This is a genomic window from Thalassospira permensis NBRC 106175 (genome assembly GCF_000714555.1).
Classification (GTDB): Bacteria; Pseudomonadota; Alphaproteobacteria; order Rhodospirillales; family Thalassospiraceae; genus Thalassospira; species Thalassospira xiamenensis.
The window spans coordinates 1-24,888 of the sequence record NZ_AUNC01000008.1; the positions used below are offsets into that span (position 1 = coordinate 1).

Consider the following 24,888-nt stretch of genomic DNA (forward strand, 5'->3'; position numbering starts at 1 on the left):
CGAACGCCCGAGGTGTGTCTGGATGTCGGGGTGGCAGGTTACCGCCGTGGTCGGAAAGTGACCGAAGTGGGCAGCGAGCCGGTGGTGGTCCGTCGGCGACGGTTGCTGGAGGCCCGAGGTTTGTCCGGCGTCGGTGGTCATGGCATTGGCGAAAATGGCCGGAGTGGGCAGCGAGGTCGTTGGCCGTCGGTGGGTCGTCAGTTGGCGTGGTTGCTGGAGGCCCGAGATTTGTCGAGGGTTGCCGGAAGTTCCGCATCGCCATTCGTTGTGGAGGATTTACCGGAAGAGACAGCAGGGGCAGCATTGGGTCGTGATCCGTCAGCGGTTGACAGGTGGGGCATTCGTCAGAAGGCCGTCTGTCGGCGAGGGTGGCGAAAGTCCGGGATTTGTCCAGAGTTGCCGGAAGTCCTGCATCGCCGGAAGTCGCCGTGGAGCAGGCCTTGAGCCTGATGGTCGTCTGTTGCGACGTTGATGGAAGCCGAGGTTTTTCCGGGCTTCGTGGTCATGGATTTGCCGGAACGGGCCGTAGCGGGCAGCGAGGTTGTGGACCGTCTGCTGGCGAGGATGGTGGAGGTCCGAGGTTTGTCGGGGCTCGGTGGTCATGCCATTGGCGGATGGGACTGGAGCGGGCGGTAAGCCTGTGGCTGTCAGTGGATCTTTCGTTGGTGGGGCTGTTGGAGGCCCGTGTTTTGGCCGGGCAGGGCATTGAGCCAGCTTACGGGAAAACCGGCCTGTTGCCGTGCTTTCGGAGTCTGGCGTTCTATCCTGCCATTGCCGTCAGGATGATCCGGGTGTCCTTGACCGCCTCATAAGGCAGAAGGGCGCGCCTTTGTGACGCGCCCTTTGCAGATTGTTTGATGTGGCCGGGATTATTTCGGCATCTGCCATTTGCCGTTTACAAGGCGCGGGATGTTAAGCGGGTTTGCGTCCTTGAGGGCTTCGGGCAGCAATGCATCCGGGAAGGCCTGATAGGAGACCGGGCGGATGAAACGCTTGATCGCAAGCGACCCGACCGATGTTGCACGGGAATCCGTGCTGGCCGGATAGGGTCCGCCATGCACCATGGAGTGGCAGACCTCGACCCCGGTTGGCCAGCCATTGATCAGGATGCGGCCAGCACATTTTTCAAGGGCGGGGCGCAGTTTCCCGGCCAGTTCGGCATCGGCGTCAATCATGTGGATGGTCGCGGTCAACTGCCCGATCAGGGTGGCCGACAGGGCAACCATTTCTTCGGGTGTGTCGCATTCGACAATGATGCCGGCCGGGCCAAACATTTCTTCGGCCAGTTCCGGGTTGGCCTGCCAGTCGGCAGCCGTGGTGCGGAAGATCGCCGGGCTGCCTTCGAACGGGCCGTCGTTGTCGCGGCGTTTAAGCGCGCAGGTTACCTTGGCGTGACCGGCCATCGCATCGGTGACATGATGATAGGCGCTTGAAACGCGGTCGGTCAGCATGGCGGCACCGCCAACCTGACCCAGTTCGGCCGCGGCGGTTTCGACAAAGGCATCAAGATCAGCACCTTTAAGCGCGATCAAAAGACCCGGATTGGTGCAGAACTGACCAACACCCATGGTGAGCGAGCCGACCCAGCCCTTGGCGATTTCAACGGCCTTGGCACCCATGGCATGGGGCATCAGGAAGACCGGGTTGTTGCTGCCCAGTTCGCCGTAAAACGGGATCGGTTCCGGGCGGGAAACGGCAATATCAAACAGCGCACGACCGCCACCGGTCGAACCGGTAAAGCCAACCGCCTTGATCAGCGGATGGGCGACCAGCGCCTGACCGACCTTGCGGGTGCCGCCATGGATCAGGCTGAATACGCCTTTGGGCATGCCGGTTTTTTTAATTGCGGCTTCGATGGCCTTGGCAACGACTTCGGACGTGCCGGGGTGGGCGGCGTGGCCCTTGAACACGACCGGGCAACCCGCAGCCAGTGCCGATGCGGTGTCACCGCCCGCAGTCGAGAATGCCAGCGGGAAGTTTGACGCACCGAAAACACCGACCGGGCCAAGTGCCTTGTGCATCACGCGGATGTCGGGCTTTGGCAGGGGTTGACGATCCGGCTGGGCGGTTTCGATACGGGCTTCGAACCATGATCCTTCTTCGATCCAGTCGGCAAAGAAGCGCAACTGGCCCACGGTGCGGCCGCGCTCGCCGGTCAGGCGTGCCGCGGGCAGGGCTGATTCAAGATTGCCGATTTCGGTGATTTCATCGCCGCGTGCATCAATTTCATCGGCAATCGCGCGCAGGAAGGCCGCGCGTTTGGCCGGCAGCATCGCCGCAAATTCTTCGGCACAGGCATTTGCCGCCTGAACCGCCTGATCCACCAGTTCCTCGGTGCCGTGCTGGAACTTTGTTGGCAGTTTTTCACCCGTCGACGGATTGTCGGCCTGAAACACATCCGGACCGTTCAGCCATTCGCCTGCAATATAGTGCTGTCCATTCAGCATGGAGCCTCCTGTGGGGTTGGCGTGTTTGTATGATGATACCGCGCAAAGGGTTGGGCCGTGGATTGCGGTAATCTGCAAACGCCCGATTTGCGCGGTTTTCTTCGGCGCAGCTTAGGAAATCGGGGCGGCGATGTAAATATCATATTATATGACAAAATTGACATCGGCAGCCGCAAGTAGAGATTCAAACAGTTAAGCATTATTGGATAATTTATACAATTATATTTGGTCAGAGAAAGCGACGGGCGTGTGTGCCCGTCAGAATTCAGATTACTGACAAAGCCCGGAATGGATCAAAATCGTCATTTCGGGCAAAGCGGCGCGCAGACCCGGAATCCATATCCCATTGAAACAGACTGGATTCCCGCCGTCGTGGGAATGATGATCTGGTTGGGAATGCTGTGTCAGTAGTCTGCGGGCGTGTATGCCCGTGCCGTATAGTGCTGCGCTGTGTTGTGCCGCGCATTACGGCCAAGGATTACTGGCTAGGGATTTCTGGCCAAGGATTTCTGGCGTGTTCGGGCGGAAGCTGCGTGGTCCGCCCCATGACTTCACGGAAGCCGATAACGGGTGCTGATATTTGAAAATCCCGACCCATCACTGGCCGGATTAGCTGGCAACCGATTTGGGATTTCGGCCAAAGATGCTGGCGAAATCGGTTTTGGCCGGTTTGGGGCGTTGAAGCTGCAACCGGTCGCGAATGGCATCAAGGTGTTTGGCCATTTCAGCGGCCGCCACATCCGGTTCGCCGCCCAGAAGGGCGTTCAAAAGGCTTTCATGTTCCGAGTGAGAGCAATCAACCGGTTGCGGGCTTTCATACATCGCAATGATCAGCGAGCTTCGCAGGATCAGGCGTTCCAGAAATTCCTCGATCACCAGGTTGCCGGCAAGGCGGGCCAGCAACAGGTGGAATTCCCCCGACAGGATGATGGCGGCGCGGTGGTCGCCATCGTGATGGGCCTGATGTTCGCGTTCCAGATGTTCGCGGATCTGACTTGCGCGGTCGGGCGTCATGTTGGCGGCGATTTTTCGGACCACGCCGTCCTCGATCATGCGGCGGGCTGAAAAGACTTCGATGGCCTCGTCAATGGTCGGTTCGGCGATAAAGGCACCACGATTGGGCACCAGATTGATCAGTTTGTCGTGTGCGAGCTGTAAAAATGTGGCCCGGATGCGCGCACGGCTGACCGAGAAGGTTTTGGCAAGATCTTCTTCGATCAGTTTCATGCCCGGTTCCAGCCGCCGGTCAAGAATGGCGCCAAGCATTTCCTGATAGATCAATTCTTCCGGGCGAAGTTTACCGCTGCCTTTATAGGGTGTGGGCTGTGCGGGGTTGGCCATCGCGGCGCATCTTTCCGGTTGTTCATTCGAGGGGTCAATTCTTTTCTACAAAATTGTTGACGATCTGCAAAACAAAAAAATGCGACTGTCTTTTTAGATGAGTCGCGACGGCTTTGCCTTCGGTTTAATCAAAAGAATGCTGCTGTGCAAAAATTGCGCACAAGTTGCGCATGAATCGGGCATTGGCCGGTTTCATCGCCCTATGGTTTCGGGTGAACGTCGCGCAAAACTGCCGATCCTGAAAGTGGCATGCAATTTGCCTACAATCAAAAATATGGATTGTTAACAATTTTGCATGCAGTAACGGGTGGGCGCATGAAGGGTAACGGGGCCATTGAGTTGATCGCTGTCAGTAAGCATTACGGCAGTACCATCGCAGTCAAATCGATCGACCTCAAAATACCGGCAGGGGCCTATTGCTGCCTGATTGGTCCATCCGGCTGCGGCAAAACCACGACATTGCGCATGATCGCCGGGCATGAGGTGATCAGCGAAGGTGATCTTCTGATCGGGGATCGCAATGTGACCGAGCTTCCGCCGGTCAAGCGCGGCACGGCCATGATGTTCCAGAATTATGCATTGTTCCCGCACATGACCTGCATGGAAAATGTCGCGTTCGGCCTGCGGATGCAGGGCATTTCCCCGGCAGAGCGCAATGAACGGGCCAAGGAAATGCTGGCCCGCGTTCATATGGAAAAGTTTGCGGATCGCAAGCCCGATCAGCTTTCGGGTGGTCAGCAACAGCGTATCGCGCTTGCGCGTGCCTTGATCACGCAGCCCTCCGTCCTGTTGCTTGACGAGCCGCTTTCGGCCCTTGATCCGTTCCTGCGGGCGCGGATGCGCGATGAATTGCGCCGCCTTCAGCAGGAGCTTGGCATCACGTTTGTCCATGTCACCCATGCCCAGGACGAGGCGCTTGCGCTTTCGGACATGGTTGTTGTGATGGAAGACGGTGTCATTCGCCAGAAAGGCACACCGGAGGAAATATTCAACAAGCCGCGTTCGCGCTTCATCGCCAATTTCATGGGCGGTCAGAATATCTTTAAGGGGACGGTTTCGGAAAGCAGCCCGGCGGGCACGCTTCTGACCCGGGGTCCCGATAGTTTCTTCCTGCCCGGATATGGTGATGGAGCTACGGGCGAGGATCTTGAATTCACAATTCGTACCGACCTGATCGGGCTGGGTGAAACAGCGCCCGGTGATGCCGAAAACGGTCAGATTCCCGTCGAAATCACAACGGTCGAGTATCTCGGCCTTTGGGTGCGGATTGTGGCGACGACCAATGACGGCAAGGAAATCACCCTGATGAAGACCGAAAGCGAATTTCGGCAGGCGCCTGTGCGCCGGAAGGAAAAGTTCATCGCCTATTGGAAACCCGAACACGCGCATGTTCTGGCCTAAAAAAACATCATTTATCAGGAGCTTCACATGACGACCGACAATTCCAAACCGACGAAAAGCCTGCTTTCGACCAAGGAAGTCACCCGCCGCGGTTTTGTTAAAGGGGCGGCTGCGACTGCCGGTGTCGCGATTGGTTCAGGTGCGATCACCGGTTTCCCGACCATCTGGGCGCAGAACATCAAGGATGTGACATTGCGCCAGTTCGGCACAGGTGTTTCAAACATCAACGCGGTTGCCGACAAGGTTAAGGAAGACCTTGGTTTCACGCTTCAGATGACGGCCCTTGATTCCGATGCGGTTGCGCAGCGTGCGGTCACCCAGCCGAAATCGTTTGATATTGCCGATATCGAATACTGGATCTGTAAGAAGGTCTTCCCGGCGGGCACCATGCAGCCGATGGATACCACCAAGCTTAAAAACTATCAGTATATCTCCAAGCTGTTCATCGACGGCAAACTGACCCCGGATTCCGAGATCGCACAGGGCACGGCACCGCACACGGTTGGCTTCGTTGAAGGTGCTGATAGTGTCGAATTTGCATCTGCACCGACCCAGTGGATGACCCTTGTTCCGACGATTTACAATGCCGATACGCTGGGCATTCGCCCGGACCTGATCGAACGTCCGATCAATAGCTGGGCCGATCTGCTTGATCCGGCCTTCAAGGGCAAGGCGTCGATCCTGAACATTCCGTCCATCGGGATCATGGATGCGGCCATGGTTTGCGAAGCCATGGGCGAAATCACCTATGGTGACAAGGGCAACATGACCCAGGAAGAAATCGACAAGACGATTGCGATCATGATCGATGCCAAGAAAGCCGGTCAGTTCCGCGCCTTCTGGAAGAGCTTCGATGAGTCGGTCAACCTGATGGCATCGGGCGAAGTCGTGATCCAGTCGATGTGGTCGCCAGCGGTTGCGGCCGTTCGTTCCAAAGGCATTGCGTGCAAATACCAGCCGCTTAAGGAAGGGTATCGTGCATGGGGTGGTGGCATTGGTCTTGCCAAGCACCTGACCGGCCTCGAACTTGAGGCGGCGTATGAATATATCGACTGGTACCTGTCGGGCTGGGTCGGGGCGTATCTTAACCGTCAGGGTTATTACAGCGCAGCCCCGGAAACCGCCAAGAAATTCATGTCCGAAGATGAATGGGGCTTCTGGATGGAAGGCAAGGAAGCCCAGGGCGATATCCTTAGCCCAGATGGCAAGGTCATGGAAAAGGCCGGTGCGGTTCGCGATGGCGGTTCGTACGAGGAACGCATGGGATCGGTTGCGTGCTGGAACTCTGTCATGGACGAGAACAAGCACATGGTCCGCAAGTGGAACGAATTCATCGCTGCCTAAGGGCATCTGAATTTGATCGGGCGCAGCTTCGGTTGCGCCCGATATCCTGATTTCCCTGGTGATTTTTCCGGTTCAAAGGGCAGACAATGGCGTTTGATATGTCCAAACGATCGTCGTATTTCCTGATCTCGCCGATGGCGCTGATCTTTGCGATCTTTCTGGTCGTGCCGTTGCTGACGATTATTGTCGTCAGTTTCTGGGATTATGACGAATACCGCATTCTGCCCGACTTCATTTTTGAAAATTACAAATATCTGCTGGGGTCATCGGTGACCTGGCAGATTTACCTTAATACCTTCAAATATGCTGCCCTGACCTGGGGCTTTACCCTTCTGATCGGGTTCACGGTTGCCTATTTCCTGGCGTTTCATGTGCGCAGCCTGACATGGCAGATTGTCCTGTTCATGTTGTGCACGATCCCGTTCTGGACATCGAACATCATTCGCATGATTTCGTGGATTCCGTTTCTGGGGCGCAACGGGCTTTTGAATTCGGCCCTGATGGGGCTTGGGATTGTTGATGAGCCACTTGAATTCCTGCTGTTTTCGGATTTTGCGGTCGTTCTGGCGGATGTGCATCTTTACACCCTGTTTATGGTGGTGCCGATTTTCAATTCGATGATGCGCATTGACCGTTCCCTGATTGAAGCCGCGCGTGATGCCGGGGCATCGGGGTTTGAAACCCTGCGCCACGTGATTGTGCCGCTATCAAAGCCCGGTATTGCAATCGGTTCGATCTTTGTCATCACGGTCGTGATGGGCGATTTCATCACGGTGCGTTTGATGAGCGGCGGGCAGAGTGCGTCGGTCGGGCTTCAGATTTCCAATGAAATCGGGTTGCTGCAATATCCGGCGGCGGCGGCCAGTGCGGTGGTTCTTCTGGTGACCGTGCTTTTGATCGTGACGGCGTTGCTGCGCATGGTCGATATCAGGAAGGAGCTTTGAGATGGCGAAGACCCGTGAAAAGCGTCCGACAAGTTTCTATTTTCTGGCGGCTTTCTTTGCGCTGTTTGTGCTGTTTCTGTATGGGCCGATGCTGACGATCTTTATCCTGTCATTTCAGGGTGAGAATGGTGGTCTGACCTTCCCGATGAATGGGTTTTCGGCCCATTGGTTCGGCAACCTGTTTGAACAGCAGGCGGTCGGGGATTTTGGCGGATCGTTCCTGCGATCTCTCAAGCTTGGCCTGATTGTCATGTTGGTGACGGTTCTGGTGTCCTTCATGGCGGGGTTGGCGTTTCGCAAGCGGTTCAAGGGGGACAGCGTGATTTTCTATCTGGCGATTGCCAGCCTGATCGTGCCCTCGATCCTGATTTCGCTTGGCATCGGATTGCTGTTCAATATCGTGAGCTGGCAACCGCAATGGTTTACATCAGCCCTTGGCGCGCATCTGACATGGACCTTCCCGTTCGGGCTTCTGATCATGTTTGCCGTGTTTAACCGGTTTGATCCGTCCTTTGAGGAAGCGGCGCGCGATCTGGGTGCGAGCAGTTGGCAGACCATCTGGCATATTGTTCTGCCGATGGTGGCCCCCAGCCTGATTGGTGTGGCGATGTTTTCCTTTACCCTGTCCTATGACGAGTTTGCCCGGACCCTGATGACGGCGGGCGCACTTAATACGCTGCCGCTTGAGATTTACGGGATGACGACAAATGTGACGACGCCAGTACTTTATGCGCTGGGCACGGTGACGACGGGCTTTTCGTTTGTGGTGATCGCCATTGCGCTCGGTTCGGTCCTGATCCTGCGGCATCGCAAGGGGCAAAAGGCATGACCCGGATCGCGGTTATCAATCCCAATATGTCGGTCGGGTTTACCGAAAAGGTTGGTTTGCAGGCGCGCCGTATTGTCGCACCGGGGACCGAGGTTATGGCGCTTAATCCGCAATTCGGCCCGGCCAGTATCGAAGGTTACTATGACGAGGCGTTTGCCAGTGTCGGGTTGCTTGCGGCGATGCGCGGGCTTGAGGCAGACGGGGCATCGGGCGGGAAGGTCAGCGGATATGTCGTGGCGTGTTTTGATGATACCGGTGTTGATGCTGCGCGCTGCCTGACCAAGGCACCGGTGATGGGCTTGTGCGAGGCGGCCCTTCGGTTTGCGGCCATCGTTGCATCGCGCTTTGCCATCGTCACCCCGATGGCGGTATCGGTGCGGCCGCTTGAACATCTGGTGTCGAAATATGGGGCATCTTCGCAATGTGTGGTGCGGGCGGCGGGTGTCCGGACACTCGATTTCGAGGGCGAGAATGCGGATATGGCCTATCTGGCGCTGAAAATTTCGGCGGAAAACTGCCTTGCCGAAGATGGTGCCGAGGCGATTGTTCTGGGCTGTGCCGGGATGACCGATATTGCCGACCGTTTACGGGCCGAGCTTGGCGTGCCGGTGATTGACGGGGTCAGTGCGGCGGTCAAGCTGATTGAAGCGATGGGGATGCTTGGGCTTCAGACCAGCAAGGCGGGGGCCTATGCCAGCCCGCCGGTCAAAACCTATGACGGGATATTTGCCGCGTTTGCCCCGGTGGCGTGATCAAAGATCAAATTTCCGGTCAGATTTGCTTTAACGCCTGTTCGACCTGAACCAGATGACGGCGCATGGCGTCTTCTGCGCGTTTGGGGTCGCGCTGTTCTATGGCATCGACGATTTCGCGATGCTGGGTGCTTAGGTCATTGATCAGGCGATCCGAATGGCTGCTTTCGCGCATACGCGCCCATGCGGCTTCGCGGCGGACGGCACTGACGGCTTCGAACACTGCCAGAAACAGCGTGTTGCGGACACTTTCGGCCAGTTTCTGATGAAATGCCGCATCCCATTTTTCATATTCGCCCTGATTCTGGGCCTTGGCGGCGTTTTCGACCATGGTGCGCATGGTGTCGATATCAGCCTGTGAGGCGCGAAGGGCGGCAAACCGGGCCATGGAGGGTTCGATCTCCTGCCTGACTTCCATGATTTCAAACGGGCTTGTTCGGGTGGCCAGTCCTTCGAGTTTGCGCAGGCGTGGTGTGGGTGGGGTGCCGACAAAGGTGCCCTGACCCTGACGGCGCCAGATCAGGCCGTCGGATTCAAGCTGATCGAGTGCCTTGCGCAGCGCGCGACGCCCGACATCAAGCTGTTCGGCCAGTTCGCGTTCGGCGATGACGCGCCCGTCCTTGACGAATTCTCCCGCGGCAAAGCTTGTTCTCAGCTTTTCTGCCAAGTCCTGGGTTGCTATGTCATTCATGGCGTTTTTTATCGTTATCTGGACGTTTAAAGCTTATCTGTTCCGGGTCGCTTCCCGCGTTTTGCACCCTTGCGGTTTCATCAGCCCGGAACAGCATCAATCCCAATCAGATATCAGGAAATCAGATCATAGAACATGCGCAATGATGTGATGGCCAGAAACAGGCCAAAACAGATGCGAAGTGCGCGTCTTGGGATGGAATGCGCGATGCGCGCGCCAACCGGTGCGAAAAGAACCGTCATCGGGATCAGAAGGGCCGCGGCCAGCACATTCACATATCCCAGCGAGAAGGGCGGCCGCCCGTCCACACCGATGCCGGACATCGCATAACCAATCGTGCCGGGCAGGGCGATGATCAGGCCGATTGCGGCCGATGTGCCCACCGCACGGCGGATGTCATATCCAAGGAAGCTGAGCACCGGTACGCAGATCGTGCCGCCGCCGATGCCCATCATGGCCGACAGGCTGCCTGCGATCACACCCAGTATCGCCCAGACGGATTTGGGCGGGTTTTTCTGGGTATCGGTTTCGCGATCCCGGACCAGAATCATATTGGCCGCAACCAGCAGGGCCACGACGGCAAACACGATGGTCAGAACCCGGCCATCGGCAAAGCCACCAATCGCGGTGCCAATCAGAACACCGACGACAATTGCCGGGCCCCAGTGTTTGAGCAGGGCGATATCAACCGAACCCTTTTTGTAGTGGCTTCGGGTGGATGAAATCGCGGTGGCGATAATCGTCGTTAACGACGTGGCAACGGCAACCTGCATGCGCAGGCTTTCATCGACACCCATGGTGGTCAGGAAATGATACAGCACCGGGACAATGACGATGCCGCCGCCGACGCCCAGAAGCCCGGCCATGATGCCGCCGACGATGCCGGCAAACAGCATTGCTGCACCCCACAGCAGATACAGGCTCATGGTGCCTTCGATTTCAATCATGATGAACCAATCCAAACCAATAATGACTATATGAATGTATTGGTACTAACTCTGATTGGTCGTAGTTGGCAAATGTTTTGCGCCATTAAGCAGCTTAATCTGGCAATTAATCACGATTAACCAGATTTAATAGTTGCGAACCAAATGCAAGAATGCCAACAATATGGCGACAAAATGAACAAACCAAATATAAATTGGTTCAGACTCAGGTATCAAATCTCATCAGGAGGCAGAACATATGTTCCGCAAGATTGCCGTAGCCGCCGGTTTGATGGCTGCTGCCTTTGCCGCACCCGCGCAGGCGCAGAGCTATCCCGAAAAACCGATTGAATTCATTGTGCCGTGGGGGCCGGGTGGCGGCAGTGACACGTTGATGCGTATCGTTGCACAGGGCCTTACCGAAGAAACCGGTCAGGCCATTCCTGTCATCAATATGCCCGGCGTGGGTGGCAATGTCGGCCTTGCCGAATTCGCCAAGCGTCCGGCAGATGGCTATACGATTTCGCAGATTCACGAAGGTCTTCTGGTATCGAACCAGACCGGGATTACCGAGCTTAACTGGGACAGCTTCATCCCCGTCGCGCTGGTGGCGTCATCGCCGCAGTATCTGACGCTTTCGAAGAACGATAATTTTTCGAACTTCGAAGAAATGGTCGCCTATGCCAAGGCCCATCCGGGTGCCGTTCGCGCCGGTGTGACGCTGGGCGGGATTCCGCATGTTCATATCGCGATGATCGAAGAAGCCATGGGGCTTCAGTTTTCCTATGTCGGTTATACCGATACCGGTGAGCGTATCCGTGCCCTGATGGGTGGCAACATCGATATCGCCATTGGTGATATTTCGTCGGCCAAGCAGTTCGTCGACAATGGTGATCTGGTTTATGCCGCCGTTGGCACCGCAGAACGTACCGACGATGCACCCGATGTTCCGACGCTTAAGGAACTTGGCATGGATGCGGAGCTGGTGATCACGCGTGGTGTGGTTCTGCCGAAAGGCACGCCGCAGGAAACCGTTGATGCGCTTGAAGCCCATATCGAAAAGGTCATGCAGCGCGAAGACGTGATCAAGCTGATGAAAAATGCCGGTGCCGATCCGGTGTTCTATGGTCAGGAAAAATACAGCGCCTATCTTGAAAAGCTTAATGCGACCATCGCGAAGCTTGTCGGCAAGCTCGAAGGATGACCGTCAAGGTGACGGAGGCAGCAGCAGCGGATACAGGTGTATCCGCTGCTTCGCGCGCCCGCACCGAATTGGCGCGGCTGATCTCCTATATCGTTTTTGGTGGCGTTTCTGTTGTTCTGTCCTCGATGGCGGCCGGTTTGCCGACGTCACGCTGGGAACCGCTGGGGGCGGGCACGTTTCCGAAACTTGTTTTTGCGCTGCTGGCGGTGCTTTGCCTGATTGCGGCTGTTCGTTCGATCATTGAAATCGTGCGTGCGGGTGGTCTTGCGGGTGTGGGGGCTGCCTTTACCCAGTGGCTTTATGTGCGTCGGGTCGCCATCGGTCTGTTTGTCCTGTTCGCGGTTTATCTTGGTGTTCTGCCGTGGACCGGGTTCTCGCTTGCAAGTTTTGTCTTTCTGCTGATTGCGCAATTGATGATTGCGGATGTTTCGCGACGCACGGTCATGCAGTCCATCATCGCCGCCCTGATTTTTTCGGTCGGGTTGAACCTGCTGTTTGCAGAAGTTTTCAATGTGTTCTTACCGCGCGGCGTTCTGTTCGCGGGTTAGGCGGGAAAGTTTAAATTATGCTGGATGCGTTTCTTGCCGGGGCCCATCAGGTATTTGCCTTTGATACCCTGACATACATGCTGATCGGGTCGGTTGCCGGGATTGTTGCCGCGGCCATCCCCGGTTTTACCGTGACAATGGCAATCATTCTGACGCTGCCGCTGACCTTTGCGATGGAACCGTTGCAGGGTGTTTCGGTGATGCTGTCGGTTTATGTTGGTGGGTATACCGGTGGCCTGATCAGTGCTGCCCTTCTGGGGATTCCCGGAACACCAAGTTCGGTTGCGACAACCTTTGATGCCTTTCCGATGGCGCGCAAGGGGGAACCGGGCCGGGCCCTTTCACTGGGTGTATGGGCATCGTTTTTTGGGACGGTGATTTCGACCATCGTTCTGATCGTTGCCGCTCCGCCGCTGGCGCTGATTGCGGTCAAGCTTGGCCCGTGGGAATATTTCGCGCTGATCGTCTTTGCACTGACGATTGTCGCAAGCCTTGTCGGGAATTCGTTAATCCGTGGTTTGATCGCGGGCGTCATTGGCCTTGGTATTGCGACCATCGGCCCGGACCCGATGATGGGCAAATCGCGCCTGACCTTTGATACCGATCTTCTGATGCCCGGCTTGCCGTTCCTTGTCGTGCTGATTGGTATTTTCGCGATCAGCCAGCTTCTGAGCGAAGTCGAAATTCATGGCAAGAAGGCCAATCAGGCGCTGATCCCCGATGTGATCGACTTCAAGACATGGAAAGTCATGCGCGAAGTCCTGATGGCACCGGTCAATCTGTTCCGGTCATCGATGATCGGGGTGCTGATTGGGGCCCTGCCCGGTGCGGGTGGATCCATCGCCAACCTGCTGGCCTATGATCAGGCCAAACGCAGTTCCAAAAATCCGGAAAAATTCGGTGAAGGCTGTGCCGATGGTGTGGTTGCGTCCGAGGCAGGGAATTCTGCCACGGCGGGTGGTGGTCTGATCCCGATGATTGCGCTTGGCATTCCGGGGTCTGCGGTTGATGCTATTCTGATGGCGTCGCTTATGGTGCATGGGATTTCGGTTGGTCCGCGCCTGATCATGGATCATGCCGATCTGGCCTATGGCATGTTCATTGCCATGATCGTTTCAAGCCTGATGATGCTGGTGGTGTGTGTTGCTTCCATGCGCCTGTTCCTGCGGGTGACCGACATTCCCAAACAGTTCATCGTGCCGACCGTCATCATTTGCTGCGTTATTGGGGCGTTTGCGCTTAATAACCGTGTGACGGACCTGTATCTTCTGGGGATTATCGGTCTGGTTGGTTATGGCCTTAAATGCCTTGATTATCCGCTGGCACCGCTGGTGCTGGGTGTGATCCTGGGGCCGATTGCCGAAACCAATTTACGCCGCGCATTGATGAGTGATCCGGACTGGATGACTTTCTTTACCCGACCGATTTCAGCCGTCCTTCTGGCGGCGGCGTTGCTGTCGGTTATCTTCAGTGTCCGTTCCATCCTTAAAATGCGCAAAAAGAACCGTCCCGCCACCGATGAACAGGACGGCGATTAAGCCGATCAGGAGACTCCAATGAAACTTCGTCATGACGCGCTTTATGCCTCACGCCGCTCGCCGGTGCTTGCGCGCAATGTTGTATCGACATCCCAGCCATTGGCCGCACAGGCCGGTTTGCGCATGTTGCTGGCGGGCGGGAATGCCGCCGATGCTGCGCTGGCATCTGCCATCGCATTGACGGTGCTTGAGCCGACGGGCAATGGGCTTGGTTCGGATGCCTATGCGATCATCTGGGATGGCAAGGAGCTGCATGGGCTTAATGCATCGGGTCGTGCGCCCGCGGCATGGTCGCCGGAACGCTTTGCCGGGGCGGATGCCATGCCGCAGCGCGGCTGGGAATCTGTGACCGTACCGGGGGCCGTTTCGGCCTGGCGCGAAATTTCCGACAAGTTTGGCAAACTGCCGTTTGAAAAACTGTTCGAGCCAGCCATCGAATATGCCAGCCGTGGTTTTGCCGTCTCCCCGATCATTGCAACCCTTTGGGAAAAGGGCGGCAATCTTTTGGGCAAGCAACCGGGCTTTGCCGAGGCGTTTCTGCCCGGTGGCAAGGCACCGAAGGCGGGTGAATTGTTCATCAACCGTGCGATTGCGGAAAGCCTGACAGATATCGCAGAGACCGGTGGCGAGAGTTTCTATCGCGGGCGGCTGGCGGCCAAAATTGCGGCTTTTGCCAAGGAAAATGGTGCGGTCCTGACCGAAGAGGACCTTGGAAATCATAAAACCGACTGGGTCGGAACGATTTCGCAAAGCTTTGGCAAGGTCAAGCTGCATGAAATCCCGCCAAACGGACAGGGGATTTCGGCCCTGATTGCGCTGGGTATTTTGCGTCATACCAACATTGCCGATCATGCACCGGACTCGGTCGAGGCCCTGCATCTTGAGATCGAGGCGATGAAGCTCGCCTTTGCGGATATGCATGAATATGTCGCCGATCTGGATCACATGCGTGACGTGACGGTCGAACATCTGCTGTCCGATGATTATCTGAAATCGCGTGCGGCATTGATTGATGCCAACAAGGCGCAGGATTTCAAGGCGGGTGCGCCCAAGCATGGTGGCACGGTCTATGTCACGGCGGCGGATGAAAGCGGCATGATGGTGTCGTTCATCCAGTCGAACTATATGGGTTTCGGATCCGGTGTTGTCGTGCCGGGCACATCAATCAGCCTGCAAAACCGTGGTTTCGGTTTCACCCTGAAAGACGGTCATCCCAATCAGGTGGCAGGCGGAAAACGCCCGTTCCAGACGATCATTCCGGGTTTCCTGATGGGGGACGACGGCAACCCGGTCATGAGTTTTGGCGTGATGGGCGGCCCGATGCAGTCACAGGGCCATTTGCAGATGACGCTTCGCACCCAGCTTTGGGGGCAGGACCCGCAAACGGCGGCAGATGCGCCGCGCTGGCAGGCGCTTTCGGGGCTTGAAGTTGCCGTTGAGGCCTCGGTCGGGGCGGATGTGATCGAGGCCCTGAAAGCCAAGGGGCATGATATCAAGGTTGAGGCCCCCGACAGCACCAATTTCGGTTTTGGTGGTGCGCAGCTTATCGCGAAAACCGATGCCGGTTATGTTGCCGGTTCTGATCCGCGAAAAGATGGTTGTGCCGTCGGATATTAATCTTCCCATCCTCAATTCAGATGAGCTCCCCTTAATTCATCTGGTGCAAAGGCCGGTCATTAATTTGACCGGCCTTAATTCTTATGAAAATCCGATATTTTGATCTGCTAATGTTTTTCGGTTCGTCAAGATGGAAATCACCGCAATTCAGGGGGATAGCCCATGCAAAAATGCTGCTTTGAGTCTGGGCCGGAAAAGCGTAAAGACGCAAGATGCGGAATTTGAAATGCTGGCAGCACCGGATTCTTATCAATATGCTGTCACATTGCTGCCCCGTTCTTTAAGCAAAACATCTTTGGCGGGAAAATCGCCGATCAGTTGGAAAACTCAGACGGGAAATATGTACAGATTTCAAAAGCGTGTCACCAGTGTCTCGGTTCATGCTCTGCTTGCGGTTGCGCTGGCGGGGTTTTTAACGTTTGGGGCGAGTGGCCCGGTACACGCGCAGGATAGCAGCACCACGACCGAAACTTCGTCAGGCGAGCAGCCTGCTGTACCCGTGCAGGCCGAGACGGCCAGCCCGGCAGCAGAAAGCACAGAGCCGGCGGCGGATGGTGCCCAAACCCCTGCTGATAATTCTGCTGAAAATCCTGTGCAACCTGCTGAGGGTGCGGCGGCACCAGAGACGGCTGAAAAACCGGCGGTTTCCGTGCCAGTGGCCTTTGATCCCGCACAGGTGATCGAGCGGGCGCGCAATCTTGCAAAGCAACCGTTCGAGAACCCGCATCGTGAGCTGCCCGAAGCACTGGCAAATCTTAGCTCCGATAATTACGCGAAGATCCGCTTTAAATCCGAGAAAGCATTTTTCAGTCAGGCGAATTCGGGTTTCGCACTGGACCTTTATCATCCGGGCAACATGTATGACGTGCCGGTTGCCATAAACCTTATTCGTGAAGGTCAGGTGCAGGCTGTGCCGTATTCGGCGGGGCTGTTTGATTTTGGCGAGACCGGCCTTTCGGGTAATGATTTCTCCACACAGGGATATGCCGGTTTCCGTCTGCGTTATCCGCTGGGTAATGTTGCAGGCAGCGATGAACTGGCGACCTTCCTTGGCGCTTCCTATTTCCGCATTCAGGGACGTGATCAGGTTGCCGGGCAGATGGCGCGCGGCCTGACCATTGATCTTGCCGGTCCGTCCGGCGAAGAAATCCCTGTATTTCGTGAATTCTGGATCGTTGCGCCCAAAGAAGGCGAGCGTACGATCACGGTATTTGCGCTTCTTGATAGTGTGCGCGTAACCGGTGCCTATCGGTTCGACATTCGCCCGGGCGACAACAGCAAAGTCGATGTCAGCAGCACCCTGTTTTTCCGCGATCGCGTTGAAAAGATCGGTCTTGCACCCTTGAACAGCATGTTCCTTTATGGAGAGCAGAAGCGCCGTCGCTATGACGATTACCGTGGCGAAGTGCATTCAAGTGATGGTCTTTTGATCAATAACGGCAAAAACGAATGGCTTTGGCGGCCGCTTGATAACCCGGCCAACTTGCAGATCAGTTCGTTCCTTGATGAAAATCCGCGTGGTTTCGGGCTTCTGCAACGTGACCGGAACTTCGATCATTATCAGGACCTTGATACCCGTTTTGACCAGCAGCCCGGCTATTGGGTGACGCCAAAGGGCGATTGGGGCAAAGGCCATGTCGAACTGGTCGAAATTCCAAGCCCGAGCGAAAGCAATGACAATATCGTTGCGTTCTGGGTGCCGCAGAACAAGCCCGAAGCCGGAAGCGAGTTGACCGTTGAATATCAGATTGCGGCAACACAGGATGGCAGCGATCTGCACAAGCTTTCACAGGCAACAGACACGCGTATCATGCATATTCCGTCCGGTGGTGATGATGCGCAGGCGGCAACCCGTTTCATCCTGAATTTTGCGGGTGAAGAGCTTGAATATTATCTGTCCGATCTTGATAACCTCCAGGCCAATATCAGTGCATCGAATGCTGAAATCCGTAATATCCGCCTTATGAAAGACCCGGAGAACGGTGGTGTTCGCGTGATGTTTGACCTGATTGGAACTGGCGAAGCCCAAAGTTCAAATCTGCGCGCCTTCCTGCAATATGATGACAGGGTGCTGAGCGAGACATGGACCATGCCGTGGGTATTTTGATGCCTGCGGCAATTCCGGTTGGGCACATTTGGCCGCGTATTGCGTTTCGCTTGGAATATCGCAAGTTGCATTCAGGGAAAACTAGAACCTTATGAACCGGATTTCCGATCCCATGTCCGATAGTGCGGCCAAAAATGGCGTTGATGATGAGAACCTTGATCCGACAGTAAAGCTGCGCGGTCCCGGTGTCGGATCGCGGCGCATTTTCCTGTTTGGCGCGTCGATTTTTGCAACCGCCTATGCCGCGTGGCTGATGGCGGACGTATTGGGTGCGGATCAGCTTACCGTCATGGAAATGGTGGTTATTGCGTTCTTCACGATCAACTTTGCATGGATTTCGCTGTCCTTCTTTACGGGGATTGTCGGGATTTTTCTGCGTGGATTCGGGTTGGATGCCATCACGCTGAAACGGTTAAAGCCGATTACGCGCAAAGGGTCGCTGAAATCCAAGAACGTGATTGTCATCCCGGTCTATAACGAAGACCCGGACCGGGTGTTTGCCGGACTGCGTGCGAGTTATGAAAGCCTTGCCGCGACGGGCGAAATTGATGCGTTTGATTTCTTCGTTCTGTCCGATACCCGCGACCCGGATATCTGGATCGCCGAGGAAGTTGCATGGGCCAAGGCCTGTGCGGATCTGAAAGCGCGCGGCAAGATATTCTTCCGCCGTCGTGCGGAAAACACCGAACGCAAATCGGGGAACCTCAAGGAATTCTGCGAGACCTATGCGACGCATTACGATCACATGATCGTTTTTGACGCCGATAGTGTGATGTCGGGCGAGGCCATGGTGAATATGGCCTATCTGATGGAAAACAATCCCGATGCCGGGATCATCCAGAGCCCGCCGCAGCCGACCGGCCGCCAGACCCTGTTTGCCCGTATCCTTCAGTTCATTTCGCGCGTTCATGGCCCGACCATGTCGGCGGGTCTGTCATTCTGGTGCATGGGCAGTTCCAACTATTGGGGGCACAACGCGATCATTCGCGTGCAGGCGTTCATTGATTGCTGCGGGTTGCCGGTTCTGTCGGGCAAGCCGCCGATGGGCGGGCATATCCTGAGCCATGATTTCGTCGAGGCCGCCTTTATGCGCAAGGCAGGCTGGCGTTGCTGGCTGATCCCGCAGCTTGAAGGTAGCTGGGAAGAATTGCCGCCGAACCTGATTGATTATGCGATCCGTGATCGCCGCTGGTGCCAGGGCAATATGCAGCATGCGCGGCTTCTGTTTGCGCCGGGATTCCGGCCGCTTAGCCGTTTGCATTTCTTTATGGGGGTCATGAGCTTTGGCTCCTCGCCGCTGTGGCTTCTGCTGTTGCTGTCTTCGACGATTGCGACGCTGCAGAATACGCAACTGACCTATAGCTTCTTCCCCAGCCAGTTCACGATGTTCCCGCAATGGCCGGTCGACCGGTCGTTCGAGATGCTGGTGTTGCTGGTCTTTACCATCGGTATGCTGGTGGTGCCCAAAATCATCTCGATCCTGATGGTTTGCCTTGGCCGTGATCGCAAGAAATACGGTGGGGTCATGGTGCTGGCGAGCGGTATTCTTGAAACGCTTTATTCCGCATTGCAGGCACCGATCATGATGATGCTGCATGCGCAGTTCGTGTTTTCGGTTCTGACCGGCAATCAGGTGGGTTGGGATGCACAGGAACGTGACGATACGGGGGTACCGTTTAAGGCGGCGTTGAAAACCCATCGGACGATCATCGTGATTGGCCTTATCTGGGGGGCGGTGGCGCTGTTTGTGGATACGGCGTTCTTCTGGTGGCTGTCGCCTATTCTGGCGGGGCTTGTTCTGGCACCGTGGCTGACGCATTGGTCAAGCAGCCTTGCCATCGGGCGTGCGGCGCGCCGGATGAAGCTTTTTGTGACACCGGAAGAAACCGAATCCCCCGAAGAACTTGCGACATTGGCGCGCCTGACGGCGGAAGCTCCGGACGAGGATGTCAAAGACGGGTTGCTGCGCCTGATCGAGGATCCGTTTGCCAACGCATTGCATTCGGCCCTTTTGCCCGCGCGCAAACCCGACCGTCGGACCCAGATCGAGATCGGGATCATCTATGAAAAGCTGGCCCGGTTGGGGGTCGAAAGCCTGACAAAAGACGAGAAACTCAAGATTCTATCGTGGCCGGTCAAACCGCTTGATCAGATTATGGCTGGTAAAAAGGACGAAAACGCAAAAATGCCCGCTAATTCGTCATAGTGCATTGATTTTCTTGCATAGGTCGCGCCACAAAAACGCCCTGATTTAATCAAAATATGCCGCGGTTTTTAGGTGATCATAATCCTTACCAAAGAGTTAATCACCGATTGTCGCCATTTAGCCCGAAGGGGCCGCAAACATGACTGATCTGACCATCGCATCAAAAGGCTTTTCCTACGCTGCTTTTGAATCTGCTGCTGTGACTCGCCTGATTGACGAGACCGCGCGTGCGTGGTTGCGTTCGTTCAGTGTGGATAATCCGCAGGCTCATCAGCGTCTGGTGAACGAGCTGCGTACTGCGTTGCAGCAGGACTCCGTTGCGACAACGGAAAAAGAAAGCATGCAGGACATTCTTGATCAGGCGGCCCATGATGCCATCGCAAGCTGGTTTGCTGATCTGAGCGGCCAGAACAATTGTTTCGGGTCTTCCGGCTTTGCCATGATGCGCTGTGCGTTTCTGTCGGCAAACTGCGACAACGCATGGTCCGAGCGTTTTCTGGATCGCGAACACAGCAACAATGACCTTGCCCTTGCCCTGTCGGTACAGATGATGTGCCCGACCCCGGCGGTGAAAAGCTGTGTGATGCCGCGCCAGTCGCTGGATCGTCGCGCCGCGTCCTGAATAATTTAAAGATTTGCGCTGACTTGTTTTACCCTCAACGTCATTTGCGCATTCCCAATGAAGCACTGCCACACAGGCGGTGCTTTGTTGGTTTTGGGGGCATGCAAAAAAGAACCCGCCCAAAAGGGCGGGTCGAGTTCAGCGGGCGAGTGGGACCTGATCCCGAATGAAATCAGATCCCGATGACGTCAGGGCACACACTCCCCAACGCCGACGAAAAAAGGTTCAGGCGGCTTTGCGTGCGGCGGACAGTTTTTCAAGAAGCCGGGCGACGGTCGGATCGTTTTTGCCGTTCCGGTCCAGTTCAAGGAAGAAGTCCGGATAGGGGGCCTTGCCCGGTGTCAGGTTGTAGGGTTCGAAATCCGTGATCCCGATGGCTTCGAGCACGCTTTCATCGGTGAAGAAACCACCGGTAACGTCGCGTGCGGGGGATGTCAGGATGGCGTGCGCGGCATCGGCAAGGATTTCGGGGCTACGCGCACGACCCTGTTCAAGGCCGGGGATCATGTTAAGGGCGGCGGTTTCGATCACGGTGACCGGCCAAAGCGAGTTAACGGCAACACCTTCATCGGCGAATTCCGCAGCAAGGCCCAGCGTCACCAAGCTCATACCGTATTTCGAAATCGTATAGGCGGTGTGATTGGCAAACCATTGTGCCGACAGGTTGGGCGGGGGTGACATGGTCAGGATATGCGGGTTATCGGATTTCATCAGGTGCGGCAGGCAGGCCTGCGCACAGGCGAAACTGGCCCGGGTGTTGACCTGATACATCAGGTCAAACCGCTTCATCGGCGTTTGCAGGGTCGGGGTCAGATTGATCGCGCTGGCATTGTTGATCAGGATGTCGATCCCGCCAAAGGCATCAACGGTTCTGGCGACGGCATCGGCGATCTGGTCTTCTTCGCGAATGTCGGTTTTAAGGGCAAGCGCCTTACCACCGGCTTCCTCGATCTCGGCGGCGGCAGTATGAATGGTGCCGGGCAGTTTGGGATGGGGTTCATCGGTTTTGGCGATGATCGCGACATTTGCCCCGTCGCGTGCAGCACGCAGTGCGATTGCCTTGCCGATGCCGCGTGATGCGCCGGTAATGAACAGTGTTTTGCCTGCTAAACTTGCCATGATTTTCTTCCCTGAATTTTCTTATTTATGATTTGCCAAATTGCGGGCTGCGTTTTTCGACAAAGGCGCTGACACCTTCGCGGAAGTCGTGGCTTCCGGCGCAGTCGGCGAAGGCGGTGGCTTCGCGGGCCAATTGTTCGGCCAGATCATGTTCAAGCGCGGTATTGAGTAATGCCTTGGTTCGGGCAAGGGCATCGCGCGGACCCGCGGCAAGGCGGGTTGCATATTTGGCCGTCGCCGATGCCAGTTGATCGGCGGGCACGACCTTGTTGACCATGCCGCATTCGTAGGCGTCGGTCGCGGTGAACCGGTCCCCGAGAAGGGCGATTTCCTTGGCTTTCTTCATGCCGACAAGACGGGGCAGCGAATGGGTTGATCCGCCATCCGGCGACGTACCGATATGGATATAAGCCAGTGTGAAAACGGTTTCCTCGGCGGCAACCGCAAGGTCGCATGCATTCATCAGGCTGATGCCAAATCCGGCAACCGCGCCGTCAAGCTTTGCGATAACAGGACGGGGCAGGGCGGTGAGGCGGATGATGATGTCATGGACCCGGTTGATCATGGTTTCGATCTGGGGGCGGGATTCTTCGGCCGGGTTTTTTGATAGCTCATAAAAGAACTTCACATCACCACCGGCCATGAAAGTGCCGCCTGATCCCTCGATAATGATTGCACCGATATGGGCAATGTCCGCCTCGATCCGGTCAAGCGCGGTGCCAAGCCCTTCGATCATGGACTGATCAAGCGCATTCATCCGGTCGGGCCGGTTCAGGGTGATCGTTGCGATCTGATCGGTGATCGAAAGCAAGACGGCATCAGTTGAAGTCATAAGAATTCCTCCCGCGGGTTTGTGCCCGGTTATTCTTGTCAGGCGGCAAGCCGTGCTTCGATGGCGGTTTCCATGTCCGGCCAGCCCGAAAGCCAGTCGGGCATGACCGGTGATGTTTCATCCGCACCCACCAGACGGCAAATCTGTTCGGGCGGGACGATGCCATCGGGGCCGACAAACACGGCCTTTACGATGCCAAGTGCCAGTGTCTTGTTTTCCGCGATGAAACGCTGTTCCAGATAGAAACCCTTGTCATCCCAATAAAGGGCTTGGGTTTCGAGTTTGAAGTGCTGAAACGGTTTGATTGCGCGCTTGAACCGCATGGTCGAGCCGGACACGACGGGCTGCCATTTGCGTTTGAACATCTGTCTGGCAATGCCGTTACGCAGGATCAGTTCGGTGCGTCCCAGATCCATCAGGGCGAAGTAGCGCGAATTGGTCATATGGACATTGATATCCAGATCCAGTGGCCATGCACGGAATGACAAGACAGACGGATCAAGCGGATGCAGACCGGGCCGCAACCAGGACAAGACCAGCACACGGATCAGTCGGAAAATCAGATTCACGACAGGCTCCTTGTGCCGATATATGCCGGGTGAGGGATGCGGCCCGTTTGCATGATCAGAACAGATCCTCGTCCAGTTCCATCATGGTGCCAGGCCCCGCCATCATCGCGCTGAACAGCGCGCCGGACTGCGGCAGGATGCGTTCCATATAGAATTTGGCGGTGATCAGTTTCGCCTTGTAGAAACCGTCCGGGTCGTCGTCCTGTTTCGTAAGGGCGACTTCGGCCATGCGGGCCCACATATAGCCAACTGCGACCAGACCAAACAGGCGCAGGAATTCGGTGGCGGCGGCCCCGGCTTCGTTGGGGTTTTTCATCCCGCGTTGGGCCAGTTCACCGGTTGCCTGCTGCAAACGCATGAAGGCCTTTGCCAGTGGCTGAATGAAATCGCCAAGCCCGTCCTTCGATACGTTGGCTTCGATATATTGCTGCACCGGATGGAAGAAGCGCCGAAGGTAACGCCCAGCCTTTGCCGGCATTTTACGCCCGACAAGGTCAAGGGCCTGAATGCCGTTGGTGCCTTCGTAAATCTGGGCGATGCGGGCATCACGAACATATTGTTCCATCCCCCATTCACGGATGTAACCGTGGCCGCCAAAGACCTGCACGCCAAGATTGGCGTTATCAAAACCCCAATCGGTGAACAGGGCCTTGACGATTGGGGTCATCAGTTGCACGAATTCGTCGGCTTCTTCGCGTTTGACCGGATCGGCATGGTGTTTGGCGGTATCAAGCGCACGCGCCACCCATATGCCCATCGCCCGGCATCCTTCGTTGGTTGCGCGTGCGGTCAGAAGCATCCGGCGCACATCGGGATGAACCAGCAGGGAATCGGCAGGTTTTTCGGGGCTTTTGGGGCCGGTCAATGCCCGGCCTTGCAGGCGGTCACGGGCATAGGCAGCCGCCCCCTGATAGGCGGCTTCGCCAAGGCCAAGACCCTGAATGCCAACCGAAAGCCGTTCCTGGTTCATCATGGTGAACATGGCGGGCATGCCCTGATGCGGTTCACCGACCAGATAGCCGATTGCGCCGTCAAAGTTCATGACACAGGTGGCGGATGCCTTGATACCCATCTTGTGTTCGATCGACCCGCATTTGACCGCGTTGCGATCGCCAAGGGACCCGTCGTCGCCAACCATGAATTTCGGCACAAGGAACAGGGAAATACCCTTGGTCCCCTTGGGGGCATCGGGCAGTTTTGCCAGAACCAGATGGATGATGTTTTCCGTCAGATCATGTTCCCCGGCGGAAATGAAAATCTTGGTGCCGGAAATGGCATAGGATCCGTCTTCACGCGGTTCAGCCTTGGTCTTGATAATGCCAAGATCGGTACCGCAATGCGGTTCGGTCAGGCACATGGTGCCGGCCCACGTGCCGTCGACCATTTTCGGAAGATATTTATCCTTCAGTTCGTCCGAGGCGTGGCTGTGAAGGGCGGCATAGGCCCCAAAAGACAGACCCGGATACATCCCGAATGACAGGTTGGTCGAACAGATCATTTCTTCGACAAGGGCATTGATTGTTTTCGGCGCACCCTGACCGCCATAGACGGGATCGCAGGCAATGCCCGTCCATCCGCCTTCGGCAAAGGTCTGATAGGCTTCCTTGAAGCCCTTGGGCGTGGTGACAACACCATCATCCCAATGACAGCCTTCCTCGTCCCCCGAACGGTTGATCGGGTACAGGATTTCCTCGCAGACTTTTGCGGCTTCTTCGAGAACGGCATCGACGACGTCCGGGGTGAAATCCTCGCATCCGGGCATCTGGTTGATGTCGTTATAGTCAAACAGTTCGGTCAGGACGAAGCGCATGTCGCGCAGCGGTGCTTTATATTGGGCCATTTTTCTGTCCT

Annotated in this window: 20 protein-coding genes; 12 read left to right on the forward strand and 8 right to left on the reverse strand. The window is 56.2% G+C overall.

Translation table 11 applies throughout. From position 1 onward, the window contains the following. Positions 1-869: 869 nt before the first annotated feature. Positions 870-2,447, reverse strand: a complete 1,578-nt coding sequence (locus tag SMB34_RS05485) for an aldehyde dehydrogenase (NADP(+)) (RefSeq protein ID WP_037988288.1) — start codon at positions 2,445-2,447, stop codon at positions 870-872. 609 nt (positions 2,448-3,056) lie between these two features. Continuing rightward, positions 3,057-3,788: a GntR family transcriptional regulator gene (locus SMB34_RS05490; RefSeq protein ID WP_037988289.1), complete on the reverse strand. Its 732-nt coding sequence runs from the start codon at positions 3,786-3,788 to the stop codon at positions 3,057-3,059. Between the two features lie 315 nt (positions 3,789-4,103). On the opposite strand from SMB34_RS05490, the gene SMB34_RS05500 reads away from it, so the two are divergent. From SMB34_RS05500 to SMB34_RS05520, 5 genes are all read left to right on the forward strand, one after another. Next, positions 4,104-5,189 carry an ABC transporter ATP-binding protein gene (locus SMB34_RS05500; protein WP_037988293.1) on the forward strand — a complete coding sequence of 362 codons (1,086 nt, stop codon included), beginning with the start codon at positions 4,104-4,106 and terminating at the stop codon, positions 5,187-5,189. A gap of 27 nt (positions 5,190-5,216) precedes the next feature. Next, positions 5,217-6,533: an ABC transporter substrate-binding protein gene (locus SMB34_RS05505; RefSeq protein WP_037988295.1), complete on the forward strand. Its 1,317-nt coding sequence runs from the start codon at positions 5,217-5,219 to the stop codon at positions 6,531-6,533. Between the two features lie 98 nt (positions 6,534-6,631). Beyond that, positions 6,632-7,477, forward strand: a complete 846-nt coding sequence (locus SMB34_RS05510; RefSeq protein ID WP_223304904.1) for an ABC transporter permease — start codon at positions 6,632-6,634, stop codon at positions 7,475-7,477. Between the two features lies 1 nt (position 7,478). Further along, on the forward strand, positions 7,479-8,306 hold the full coding sequence (locus tag SMB34_RS05515; protein WP_037988298.1) for an ABC transporter permease: 828 nt from the start codon (positions 7,479-7,481) through the stop codon (positions 8,304-8,306). Further along, the gene (locus tag SMB34_RS05520) at positions 8,303-9,058 is read left to right on the forward strand and encodes an aspartate/glutamate racemase family protein (protein ID WP_037988300.1); all 756 of its coding nucleotides are present in this window, start codon (positions 8,303-8,305) and stop codon (positions 9,056-9,058) included. The genes SMB34_RS05515 and SMB34_RS05520 overlap by 4 nt, the downstream gene beginning before the upstream one ends. A 19-nt stretch (positions 9,059-9,077) precedes the next feature. Here the strand turns inward: SMB34_RS05520 and SMB34_RS05525 are convergent, their stop codons facing one another. Both SMB34_RS05525 and SMB34_RS05530 read right to left on the reverse strand, forming a co-directional pair. Then, complete coding sequence (locus tag SMB34_RS05525; RefSeq protein ID WP_007088640.1) at positions 9,078-9,749, reverse strand: FadR/GntR family transcriptional regulator; 672 nt, start codon at positions 9,747-9,749, stop codon at positions 9,078-9,080. Positions 9,750-9,862: 113 nt separating this feature from the next. Next, positions 9,863-10,696, reverse strand: coding sequence for a sulfite exporter TauE/SafE family protein (locus tag SMB34_RS05530; protein WP_037988410.1), 834 nt, complete (start codon positions 10,694-10,696; stop codon positions 9,863-9,865). Positions 10,697-10,934: 238 nt separating this feature from the next. On the opposite strand from SMB34_RS05530, the gene SMB34_RS05535 reads away from it, so the two are divergent. The 7 genes from SMB34_RS05535 to SMB34_RS05565 all read left to right on the forward strand — a co-directional run bounded on the left by SMB34_RS05535 (position 10,935) and on the right by SMB34_RS05565 (position 20,517). Next, positions 10,935-11,879 (forward strand): tripartite tricarboxylate transporter substrate binding protein, encoded by a 945-nt coding sequence (locus SMB34_RS05535; protein WP_051682140.1) that lies wholly within the window; start codon positions 10,935-10,937, stop codon positions 11,877-11,879. 8 nt (positions 11,880-11,887) lie between these two features. Next, positions 11,888-12,427, forward strand: a complete 540-nt coding sequence (locus SMB34_RS05540; protein WP_240478753.1) for a tripartite tricarboxylate transporter TctB family protein — start codon at positions 11,888-11,890, stop codon at positions 12,425-12,427. 17 nt (positions 12,428-12,444) lie between these two features. Further along, positions 12,445-13,965, forward strand: a complete 1,521-nt coding sequence (locus SMB34_RS05545) for a tripartite tricarboxylate transporter permease (protein ID WP_007088644.1) — start codon at positions 12,445-12,447, stop codon at positions 13,963-13,965. A gap of 18 nt (positions 13,966-13,983) precedes the next feature. Then, positions 13,984-15,582, forward strand: coding sequence for a gamma-glutamyltransferase family protein (locus SMB34_RS05550; RefSeq protein WP_037988303.1), 1,599 nt, complete (start codon positions 13,984-13,986; stop codon positions 15,580-15,582). A gap of 340 nt (positions 15,583-15,922) precedes the next feature. Then, a complete protein-coding gene (locus tag SMB34_RS05555) occupies positions 15,923-17,689 on the forward strand; it encodes an OpgD/OpgG family glucan biosynthesis protein (RefSeq protein ID WP_240478754.1) in 1,767 nt (588 codons plus the stop codon). Between the two features lie 112 nt (positions 17,690-17,801). Beyond that, a complete protein-coding gene (gene mdoH, locus SMB34_RS05560; RefSeq protein WP_240478755.1) occupies positions 17,802-19,895 on the forward strand; it encodes a glucans biosynthesis glucosyltransferase MdoH in 2,094 nt (697 codons plus the stop codon). Positions 19,896-20,034: 139 nt separating this feature from the next. Then, the gene (locus tag SMB34_RS05565; protein WP_007088650.1) at positions 20,035-20,517 is read left to right on the forward strand and encodes a hypothetical protein; all 483 of its coding nucleotides are present in this window, start codon (positions 20,035-20,037) and stop codon (positions 20,515-20,517) included. 225 nt (positions 20,518-20,742) lie between these two features. On the opposite strand, the gene SMB34_RS05570 is transcribed toward SMB34_RS05565, so the two are convergent. From SMB34_RS05570 to SMB34_RS05585, 4 genes are read right to left on the reverse strand one after another with little or no spacing between them, the layout of a single operon-like run. After that, positions 20,743-21,636 carry an SDR family oxidoreductase gene (locus tag SMB34_RS05570; RefSeq protein ID WP_037988309.1) on the reverse strand — a complete coding sequence of 298 codons (894 nt, stop codon included), beginning with the start codon at positions 21,634-21,636 and terminating at the stop codon, positions 20,743-20,745. A 25-nt stretch (positions 21,637-21,661) separates the two neighbouring features. Further along, a complete protein-coding gene (locus SMB34_RS05575; RefSeq protein WP_037988311.1) occupies positions 21,662-22,468 on the reverse strand; it encodes an enoyl-CoA hydratase in 807 nt (268 codons plus the stop codon). Positions 22,469-22,506: 38 nt separating this feature from the next. Next, entirely contained in the window at positions 22,507-23,037 is a 531-nt protein-coding gene (locus SMB34_RS05580) for a thioesterase family protein (protein ID WP_007088653.1), read from the reverse strand. Between the two features lie 55 nt (positions 23,038-23,092). Then, positions 23,093-24,877: an acyl-CoA dehydrogenase C-terminal domain-containing protein gene (locus SMB34_RS05585; protein WP_037988314.1), complete on the reverse strand. Its 1,785-nt coding sequence runs from the start codon at positions 24,875-24,877 to the stop codon at positions 23,093-23,095. Positions 24,878-24,888 lie beyond the last annotated feature (11 nt).